The sequence below is a fragment of the Novipirellula artificiosorum genome, from assembly GCF_007860135.1.
Classification (GTDB): Bacteria; Planctomycetota; Planctomycetia; order Pirellulales; family Pirellulaceae; genus Novipirellula_A; species Novipirellula_A artificiosorum.
Genome location: NZ_SJPV01000020.1, coordinates 96,384 through 106,308 on the forward strand (window position 1 = coordinate 96,384; position 9,925 = coordinate 106,308).

The following is a 9,925-nucleotide window of genomic DNA, read 5'->3' on the forward strand; positions in this document are numbered from 1 at the left end:
CCCGAAAAAAACTGGCTGGAGTGCATCGGGAAAGGTAGCAATGAATTGCTCACCGATCGTTGAGCTGGGTTGCGCAAACCGGGCAGACGGTATACCGCAATCCAGGAACCGTTTGGCTTTCGTACAGTCGTAACTTGAGTGCGATGTTTTCCATCTCCAACCACCCTGATGGCTCGATCAACGAACGCTTGCAAAAACTGCACATGGTGAGGAATGTATTGGATCGGTCCTGCTGGGAGTCTAACACCGCACAACGGCGCTGTGGCACCGCGCGAATCAAACAGCTTTCGTACAACAATTGGCCATCACGATGGTTGCCGATGGTTAGCTGCATGTAACGTTGCAGTGTGGGTGAATCGCAACGAAAAGGCACCGTGATTGGAACTCCAGATGATCGAACCTGTTCGTGTATTTCTTGGTACAGGGTTCGTGTTGGCTCATCCGCGATGAATTCCCAGACCAGACGCCCCAGCACCGATTTTTCATCGAGTTCCGGGGCATTGTTTTCTTTAGCGAACGCTAGCCACCAATCGTTGATGTAAACGATCACATCCGCACGGTCAACGCAGTACCGATACAGGGGGTGGACTTGAGCTACCATGGCGCTTCACCTCCCAAAAAACTTAGAGTTCATGGACCAAGTGACCCCATTATTGTAGCACGAGCGCATCGTACTTTGTGGAATGAAGGGAACGCGACTCAGTTTTTCCTTGATGCCTGTGTGTCCCGTGCATAGTCCATCCTCGCTTGCCAATCGGCCAGAAAGTCGCGACGCCATCGGTTCACGGAGATGGCGCCTGGGCGACGGTTCACGCTGAGTTCCGGATTGGGATCGTCGGTCCAGTAGTTTTGTCCATGATCGGTTCGTTGGTAAGCGCCACCCCAGTGGTCCGAGGTCGGGTCATCCGGATTACCTTGCAGGATGTACAGCAGCGACGGCGAGTCTCCCATCTTGATGTCGCGTTTCTTCTGATAGAACAAATCGCCCAGCGCACCGTGGTGACGAACGTGCCTCTCCACAAACGCCAAATTACTCCATTCACCTTGCTGTTCTCCCCCCACATACATTCCCCGAAAGGTCGTGTCCGATTCGATCCACCAAAGATCGGGATGATTCTCGAAAAGATAGTCCCGCGCGGCTTGATCGTGCTGGGTATTCCACGAGCCGATGGAGTACACGCGGATTCTCGACTTCATCGCAGGCTGATCATGAACGGCCTGCGCCACATCGGTGATACTTCCCCAAACCAAAATCCACAACGGACGCTCGTCGTCTGATTGCGCAGCTTGAATGATCAGCCGTGACCCATCGGTGGGGTTGCTCCAGCCCTTCTTCGGGGCCGTGTCGACCGCACCTTGTACGGAGACGTTTCGCAACTGTTTCGGTGTTGGAAACGGCTTCCCGGAATTTCGTTTGAGCTTCTCGAAGTCTGACTCGTAGGCATCAAGGGCTTCATGAAGATGCCGCAGCCGACCTTGGTTTGGAGGCGAAGAGATTAGGCCTTCGATGTCGAGCACGTCCGCATAGAAGAGAAGATGCACCATCGACTGAAAATCATCGGGGTCCGAGCCCCCGATGTCCGTCGAGACGACCACGCGCGGCCGCTTGCCAGTCAACGCCCCACCCGTCAACTTTTCCTTAGCTGCGTCGTCGGCTTGCAGCACGTTCAGCCAGCTTAGCCAATCGTGCGGGGAATTCGGCAATTCCATATCACGAATGCTATTTTTGAGTTCAGGCATCACCCGCGCCAAGTCATTGGCGATCAGGGCTCCGAACCGCTCTCCACCGAGTGCATTCAGGTGCGTCCTATCAATGCTGCCATCCTGATTGCGAGGGCTGATCCGCTCACAACCTTCTTGACCTAGGGCTTCGTAGATTTCGATCGACTGCGCATGCAGATCGATCACCGGTACCTTCTTTTCGTCCGCAACGGTCTTCGCCGCTTTCACATAGCCCGTGAGAATCGAGTTGATGTGGATTCCATCCGACGCCCACAAACGTCGAGAGATGGACGTCACGATGACCGGTTTCGCGCCGATAGCTCGCGACTCGTCCACGTAGCGTGCCAGGTTACGTCGATACGTGGTGTTTGGATCCGTTTCTCGTTCGGGTCCTTTTCCCGGTTGATCGTTATGTCCGAACTGAATCAGGATCACTGCCGGCCGCTCATCGAGAACCTTCTGCCAACGTCCTTCATCGCGGAAGCTTTTGCTGCTGCGGCCGCCTGCACTCAGATTCACGCAAGTCGCGTCAGCGGTCAGAGAATTGGCAAAGCCAAGTCCCCATCCGGCTTGATCCGTCACCGTTGAATCACCCGCCAAAACGATTTTGAGTTTCCCACCTGTGTCCACGGCATTCGTCGTCACAGCGCAGGGCAATGTAGCGATGATCATCATCAAGGAGATCTTAAACTTGATCGTGTTGGTCATCGTTATCTTCTCTCTTTCTGTCCCTAAAGCGATTGGTGACGCACTTTACCACTTAAATTGTTTCGCGAGCCGCGCCGCATGGAACTTGACCACTTCGGAATATTCGGTGGCGACGTTACGTGATTCGCCTGGGTCGTGTACGTGATCGTAGAGTTCCCGGGCGATCACTTCACCACCCTCCATGTCGCGCCATTCGGTGTAACGCCATTCGGCAGTACGGATGGAATAGCCCCAGGCTTTCCAGTTTGCCGCCGGTCCATAAAAGGGATGCTGGTGTTGCGTAAACGCCGCATCCTTCACGCACACTGCGGGATCGAAGATGACCGGTGCAAGGCTATCCCCCTCAAGACGCTTGTTCAAATCGCCATCGATCCTGGCCAGCGCTGCGAGGGTGGGGTAGAGATCGACCAGTTCGGCCAGTGCGGTTGTGCTTTTACCATGTCCGGCCACATGCATCGGGTCGGCAATGATCAGAGGCACGCGTGCGTCGAGTTCAAAATTGGTTGTCTTTCCCCAGAGCGTCTGCTCGCCGATGTGGAATCCGTGGTCGGATGTGAAGACGACGACCGTATTTGCAGCGTGTTCACTCTCGTCAAGCGCATCAAGAATTTCTCCGAGCTGGGTGTCCAGGAAGCTAATCGAGCCATAGTACCCATGCCGATAGTGTCGAATCTCCTTGGTGGTGAAAGGGCGATTTTTCGGGACGCCATCATAGCCGCGAATCTCCGTTGAATCGTGCATGGCGATGGCAGGAACATCCACGGGGGCAGCGGCAGGTTCAGGCAAGGAAATCTTTTCGGGATCGTAGAGGTCCCAGTATTTCTTTGGCGCGACAAAAGGAAGATGGGGACGCCAGAATCCAACTGCAAGAAAGAACGGCTGTCCGTCGGCGGGGTGGTCACGAAGCATTGCCGCAGCGAGGTTGGCGATCTGCCCATCACGGTATGCGGTGTCGGGCACGTCGAGGGCTTCCGCGACGGGTGCTTTGGCAAAGGTCCGTTCTCTCAATGCGGCGGGCGTGTTGGCGTAGACCGTGTCTGTGGCATGAGTGCCCTTGAACAGGACCTCGTCAATCGACCAGGAGCGGCGGTCCTGAGTTTCTCCCATGTTGTGAAACATCTTGCCAATGTTCTGGCAGAAATAGCCGTGGTTCTTGAAATGCTGGGGAAGCGTGATCAGGTTGGTCCCGTCCACTGCGGTTTCGCGGAAGTACTTGCGCAAGTCATCAACCTTGACCGTGTCCGGTCGCAGGCCCGTCAGGAATGACGATCGCGACGGATTGCACACCGCCTGTTGACAGTAGGCCCGCTCGAAAACAAGGCCCCGCGCCGCAAGTCGCTGCAGATTCGGTGTGATTGCCGCCCGGTCGCCATAAGGACCGATGTCGCAGTTCAAGTCGTCGGCAACGATCAAGAGGACGTTGGGAACTGCGCCAGCCTTGGCATAGCCACTGACGAGCAGTAGGCAAACAAACGTTAAGCATTTCATGAAAACGTCTTTCTCTGAAGGGTCAAATGACCTGTCCTGCCCGCCCAACGTGCTGAGGGCGTTATCCGCACCTACCGTCAACCCATCATCGACAAGGTCAAGATGAAGAATTTCAAGGATCTATTCTTTCGGGGTAGCCGAATGTGGACTCGCGCCCGCTGCTTTGACTTGATCTTGTAGCTCACGAATCTCCTCTCGTATCTTTTCGCTCTCCGTCTTCATCTTCGCCATCTCCTTTCGTAATTCGATGACCTCTTTGGGCGCTGTCGGCTTTGACTCACGCAGTTTCCCAATCGCTTGTTCGGCAGCGCGAGCCACTCGTTCGTTTCCTGAACCGGAGAACGCTTCCAGAACCGAGATCGCCTGCGGATCACCGAGCGTGCCGAGCGCGCTGAAGGCTGCGGTACGAACCGATGTATTGGGATGATTCACGTAGCGGATCAGAAACTCACGGACATCGTCTTTTTCGTCAAGCAACGAGCCCACATGGCCCAGCGTTTCCAGTCCTCGGCCGAATCCTCGCGAACTGAACTTGCTTTCTTGTTGCTTCAGCGCATCGAGCAGTAAAGGCTTATAGCTCGAGTCGTTCTGCTGACTCATTGCGGAAATGGCTGCCGCGGCGAGCTCATTGTTAAACGAGGGGGTGTCTAAGTATCGCGTGATCACGTCCCGTGAAGTCTCGCCATGAAAACGTCCCAGAGCCCGGATCGCCGTTGCTTGAATCGCTGGGTTCTTTTCGATCTCAAGAATCTCGGCAATCCTTTGCGGAGTATCGTCGCTAAAGCGATTCGTGATTCGTTCCACCACGGCGATTCGTACTCGAGCGTCCTGCTGGCTCTTCCAACTCTCATGAAGTACTTCATAAGCCGCATCCGAATCGTGTTTTTCGAGCGAGCGTGCTGCGGTCACTCTCACTCCATAAAAAGGATCTTGGTTTAACGCGGTTTCCAGCAACTTGACCGATTCGTCCGTTTTGCGGTCAGCCAGTAACTGGCATGCCAGCAAACGCCCAATCATGTCGTCCTGGTTTTCAAGTTGCGCCTTCAGCAGGGCATCGGATTTGTCGAAAGTCACCTCGGCAAGTACCGTATAGTCAGGATCAAATCGAACGATCGACGGCTGGGCTTCCAGTGCGACGTAGAAATCCTCTTCGGTTTCTTTAACCTCGATTTCATGATCAATCGTTTTGCCGTCGACAATGAACCTCAGCTTCGTCGGAAACTGATACAGCAACACATCGTCATCGACCTCTTGAGTTTGCTTGACCGTCATCTTTGCCAAACGCTGTTTTGGCATCCACTGATAAGACACTTTCAAGTCGGGATGGCGAGGATGGTAGACCCATTGATCGAAGAATCGATCCATCGATCGACCGCTTTCCTGTTCGATCACTTGCCGAAGATCATCCGATACAACGCTGCTGAGAGCGTGCTTCTGAAGATAGGTTTTGATGCATTGACGATACAAATCAGGACCGAGTTGGCAACGCAGCATGTGCAGAACCCAGCTTCCTTTGGGATAGGAGCGATAGTCAAATTGCTCCCCCGCCGTCTTGTAGCCGTTGTAAACGATCGGCTTCTTGTCATTTTTTTGCGTCAGCACTCGGTTCGTTGCGTCCCGGTACAACCCATACAGCATCGCATCGCGACCAAACTTGTGACCCTCGTAAAGATGCGTGTAGTAGGTTGCAAAACCCTCATTCAGCCAGAGGTGGCTCCAGTCTTTGCACGTCACATAGTCGCCAAACCATTGATGAGCCATTTCATGTGCATCGAGACTGCGGGTCGAATGAATGTTCTCCGTGGCCGCATCAAAGATCGTGTTACTGGTGAGCGTCGTGAGTGTCGTGTTCTCCATGCCACCGGCGGTGAAATCGAGGATGGTCACCTGATCGTACTTGGGCCACGGGAACAACACGCCGATTTCCTGCTCATAAAAAGCCATGATCTCAGCCGTGTCACGGAACGAATTCTCGGCGTAGGCAGAGAGCGTCGGCTGCGTGTAGAAGCCAAGCGGGATATCACGATGTTTCTTTTGCAAATGATCAAGATGGCCTGCGACGAGACAAATCAAGTAGTTGGCGTGAGGCTTTTCATGGAACCAATGCACCGCCTTGAGCCCTTCGTCGTCAACCTCCTCGCCGATTCGAATTCCGTTGCTCAGCACGGTCATCTCTTTTGGAACGTGGCAGATGATCTCGGAGCTTGACCTTTCATTGGGATAATCGAAGCAGGGGTACCAATGGCGTGATTCGTGAGTCTCGCCCTGAGTCCAAATGTGTGTGTCCGATTCCGGGTATCCCATTTCTGGCGTTCGAAAGTAAAGTCCCGCGGTCGGCTGCGCTTCGTGATCAATGTGTAGCGTGAAATTCGTTCCTGGATCAATCGGCTCGGCCAACAAAATCTTCAAATCCTCCCGTGTCGAAACAAAGTCGGTGATCGCCACCTGATCGCAGCGAACCTCGGTGACCTTCAAATCCTTGGCATCCAAGCAAATCAGGTCTACCGGCTTGGCAATCGGCGTTGCCGTAATTGACGTCGTTCCCGAAACCGTCCGCTGAGCAAAATCAGGGGTCACATCGATTCGGATGTGCAACACGTCAACTTCCCGGTCGGGTGCGTAGTGGTGCGCGCCTTCCAGTTCGACACCCCGCACAAGTCCCGCCTGCGATTCGAGACAATACCGGCAAATCAAATCTTCGGCACTCGTAGCAACGGCAAAGCACCCGAGCAAAAGGATAAGGACAGCAGTGACACAACGTTTCATCTCGAGGTCCGAAAGACAGGAAGGAATGGGATGGAGCAGACGGGTGAATAGAAATCCACCAAATTTCGTCGCCCTTACCCACCGAATGTGACGGTTTGCCCGTTGAATCGGAACGCTGCATTCGGCTGAGGTGGGCAGGGAACATCAAAGGTCAGTCGCTTCGCAGTATAGTCAATGGGCGAGTCGTTACCGAGTGCCTTAACCGATGCATAGAGATCGCGTCTCGGATGAGTTACAATGGTGCTCTTGATACCGAATGACTTTCCCCGTTTCCGCGGCGGCGGTGTGCCTGTGCAACAAAGCTCCAGTTCGACATCACCAACCCTATTGGACCGTGTCCGAGAGTTTGACGCTGCGGCCTGGGATCGGTTGACCAAGCTCTACGGTCCAATCGTCTATCGCTGGTGTCGGCAAGCGGGGTTGCAGGACAACGATGCGGCGGATGTCTCACAGGAGGTCTTTCGAGCCGTTGCGGGCGGCATTGGCGAGTTTCATCGCGAAAAACCTGGCGGAGGATTTCGCGCATGGTTGTGGACCATCACGCGGAACAAGATCCGAGACCACTTCCGTTGGCTGTCCCGACGACCCGGGGGAATCGGTGGGTCGGAGGCAAACGAACGGTTGCAGAATGTTCCCGATCGGGTCATCGAGGAACTGGATCCGCTTGGTGATTTCGACACCACCGGTTGTGTTGCCCATCGAGCCTTGGAGTTCGTGCGGCTCGAGTTCGAAGAACGGACCTTTCAAGCGTTTGTCCGCACGACCGTGGGTGGCCAGCGATCGGCCGAAGTGGCCCTCGACCTTGGGATGAGCGTTGGGGCCGTTTGTACCGCAAAATGGCGAGTCCTGCGACGGCTGCGAGAAGAACTGGATGGCTTGATCTAAGCGGACGCTCACTGCTTCGTAAGTGTCGACTTATCAATGGGTTAGCGTTGATCGGTGCGTCGTCTGAGGAAAACGCAAAAAAAGACGTGTGATGTGATTTCGTTGTACTAGGTAGAACGAAAACCCACTTCAACCGGTTAGAGATCAGGATCATGACGCAACTCAATTGCCCCCAACGCGACCAGCTCACCGCGTTTCTGCAGGGTCAAATTGCCGCAGGACAAGCCAGCCTGATCGGCGAGCACCTCGATGTGTGTGACGAATGTCGAGCCTTGATCGACACCATCAGTGACAACTCTGACACGTTGGTTTCCGCTTTGGCTCGCCCCAAGCCCATCAACGAGTATGCCAACGAATCTGCGTTTGCGCGAGTGGAGTCGTTGATCCAGGCGGTGGGCCGAGAACCGTCATTGCTCAAGGCTAGCCAGAACGCCTCATCTGTTGATGAGAACGCTGAAAAAATGGGACAGATTGGCCAGTACGAGTTGTTGGCCAAATTGGGCGAAGGCGGCATGGGAGCGGTCTACAAAGCGCTGCACACTCGGCTCAAAAAAGTTGTGGCCTTGAAGGTTTTGCCAGAGAACCGGTTGCGGGATACACGAGCGGTTGCACGGTTTGAACGCGAAATGGAAGCGGTGGGTCGCCTAGAGCATGTAAACATTGTCCGCGCCATGGATGCCAATGTCTACGAGGGCAATCACTATCTGGTAATCGAATACGTCGACGGCGTCGATCTTGCGGATTTGGTTCGGACAATCGGACCGCTACCCATCGCCGATGCATGTGAACTGATCCGTCAGGCGGCGATAGGTCTTCAACACGCGCACGAACACAGCCTCGTGCATCGCGATATCAAGCCATCGAACATCATGCTTTCGAGCGAGGGTCAGGTTAAAATTCTCGATCTCGGTTTGGCTCGATTGCACAATGGGCAGCAGGATGAATTGACGTCGAAGGGCCAAATGATGGGGACGCTCGATTACATGGCGCCGGAACAGACCGGACACTCTCATGATGTCGATATCCGAGCCGACATCTACAGCCTCGGTGCGACGCTCTACAAGTTGCTCTGTGGACACGCCCCGTACTCGCACCCGCGCTACGACACGGCCGTCAAGAAGTTAGCAGCCTTGGCGATCGAACCAATCCCGCCCATTGAAGAGCTACGAAGCGAGGTCCCTGACCGACTCGCCACGGCTGTCCACAAGATGTTGGCCAAAGAGGCTGACGAGCGGTTTGCAACACCCATCGAAGTCGTCGACGCCCTGACACCGTTGACCGAAGCTGCGGACTTGAACATGCTGTTCGCCCGCTTTGCAACACGATCAAGCTCAGCAACCGAGGAGTCCAACGCAAGCTGGCTAACGGGCCAGCCGACCGAGAATTACCTCAGCAATCCGATGACCGAGACCCAGTCAAACGCGGCGGATGCCAACGCCGCACTGTCTCCTCCTACCACCGTAGAAACTTTGTCGGACAGGCACGATCGAGCGAGCAAGCTTCAGCCGGAACCCGCGCCCGCCCTCGCAGTCTCTTCGTCAACATCAGATCGAAATCGACGTCCAAGGGTGCTCGTTGCGACGGCGATGATGGGTTTTGGGGCGTTCCTTGCTGCGGTCATGATCATTCGCTTGGCCACCGACAAAGGAGAGATCACGATCCAGTCCTTCGATCCGCAGGTCGAGGTCACGGTCAAGCGAAATGGCGAAGTAGTCGATGGTTTCCAAATCGCCCAGCGGCCCGATGGCACATCGTACTACTCGGGCCAGTATGAAATCGTGATTAAGGATCCGCAATGGAAGAGCGACGAGATCAGCGTCAAGAATGGGACGTTCAAACTATCTCGTGGCGATACGGTGCTGGTTGAAATCGTTCGTAAGGAGGGAGTGGTTTCCACGCCCGTCGCCGATCCTGCCAACGACGACCTCGATCGCAAGGTTGCCGAAGCAGTGCTCAAACAGGGTTTCGACGGACTCATTCTCGTGTTGAAATCGAATGGCGAAGAGCGACGGCCTGTACCAGGAGATGCATTGCCGGACCCCAGCGAACCTTTCTTTATTTCGTATCTTAGCGTCAAACTTGCGATCAACGACTCAAGCGATCTTCTCTCTGATATAGGACGTCTTTCGCATCTGAATGGCCTTAATTTTTATAATACTGGTGCGCCGCAGGCGTCTTGGCAAGACCTGTCCCCTCTGAGTGGATTAACACAACTCGAACATTTCTCACGGGCGTAACCGGCGGTCCGCCGGTTCGTTCGAGCGGCAGATGGGATTGATGTAAACAAAAAGCGGCCAACCTGCCATGATTCGGGTATCTCACTATCCGTTTCACAAAGGCAAGGAGGCCGCCACGA

The 9,925-nt window shown here is 54.7% G+C and carries 6 protein-coding genes; 2 read left to right on the forward strand and 4 right to left on the reverse strand.

The window, feature by feature from the left end:
* Positions 1-49: 49 nt before the first annotated feature.
* From Poly41_RS30965 to Poly41_RS30980, 4 genes are all read right to left on the reverse strand, one after another.
* Positions 50-601, reverse strand: a complete 552-nt coding sequence (locus Poly41_RS30965; protein WP_146531247.1) for a hypothetical protein — start codon at positions 599-601, stop codon at positions 50-52.
* Positions 602-699: 98 nt separating this feature from the next.
* Entirely contained in the window at positions 700-2,430 is a 1,731-nt protein-coding gene (locus Poly41_RS30970) for a nucleoside hydrolase-like domain-containing protein (RefSeq protein WP_146531248.1), read from the reverse strand.
* 45 nt (positions 2,431-2,475) lie between these two features.
* Positions 2,476-3,918, reverse strand: a complete 1,443-nt coding sequence (locus Poly41_RS30975) for a sulfatase (RefSeq protein WP_146531249.1) — start codon at positions 3,916-3,918, stop codon at positions 2,476-2,478.
* Between the two features lie 120 nt (positions 3,919-4,038).
* Complete coding sequence (locus tag Poly41_RS30980; RefSeq protein ID WP_146531250.1) at positions 4,039-6,684, reverse strand: M1 family aminopeptidase; 2,646 nt, start codon at positions 6,682-6,684, stop codon at positions 4,039-4,041.
* Between the two features lie 237 nt (positions 6,685-6,921).
* Between Poly41_RS30980 and Poly41_RS30985 the strand changes: the two genes are divergently transcribed.
* On the forward strand, positions 6,922-7,569 hold the full coding sequence (locus Poly41_RS30985) for an RNA polymerase sigma factor (RefSeq protein WP_146531251.1): 648 nt from the start codon (positions 6,922-6,924) through the stop codon (positions 7,567-7,569).
* Between the two features lie 152 nt (positions 7,570-7,721).
* Complete coding sequence (locus Poly41_RS30990) at positions 7,722-9,806, forward strand: serine/threonine protein kinase (protein ID WP_146531252.1); 2,085 nt, start codon at positions 7,722-7,724, stop codon at positions 9,804-9,806.
* The last annotated feature ends 119 nt before the right edge of the window (positions 9,807-9,925 follow it).

Coding starts and splice junctions, on each gene's coding strand:
- Poly41_RS30965 (WP_146531247.1), bottom strand. CDS start 601: ATGGTAGCTCAAGTCCACCCCCTGTATCGGTACTGCGTTGACCGTGCG.
- Poly41_RS30970 (WP_146531248.1), bottom strand. CDS start 2,430: ATGACCAACACGATCAAGTTTAAGATCTCCTTGATGATGATCATCGCT.
- Poly41_RS30975 (WP_146531249.1), bottom strand. CDS start 3,918: ATGAAATGCTTAACGTTTGTTTGCCTACTGCTCGTCAGTGGCTATGCC.
- Poly41_RS30980 (WP_146531250.1), bottom strand. CDS start 6,684: ATGAAACGTTGTGTCACTGCTGTCCTTATCCTTTTGCTCGGGTGCTTT.
- Poly41_RS30985 (WP_146531251.1), top strand. CDS start 6,922: ATGGTGCTCTTGATACCGAATGACTTTCCCCGTTTCCGCGGCGGCGGT.
- Poly41_RS30990 (WP_146531252.1), top strand. CDS start 7,722: ATGACGCAACTCAATTGCCCCCAACGCGACCAGCTCACCGCGTTTCTG.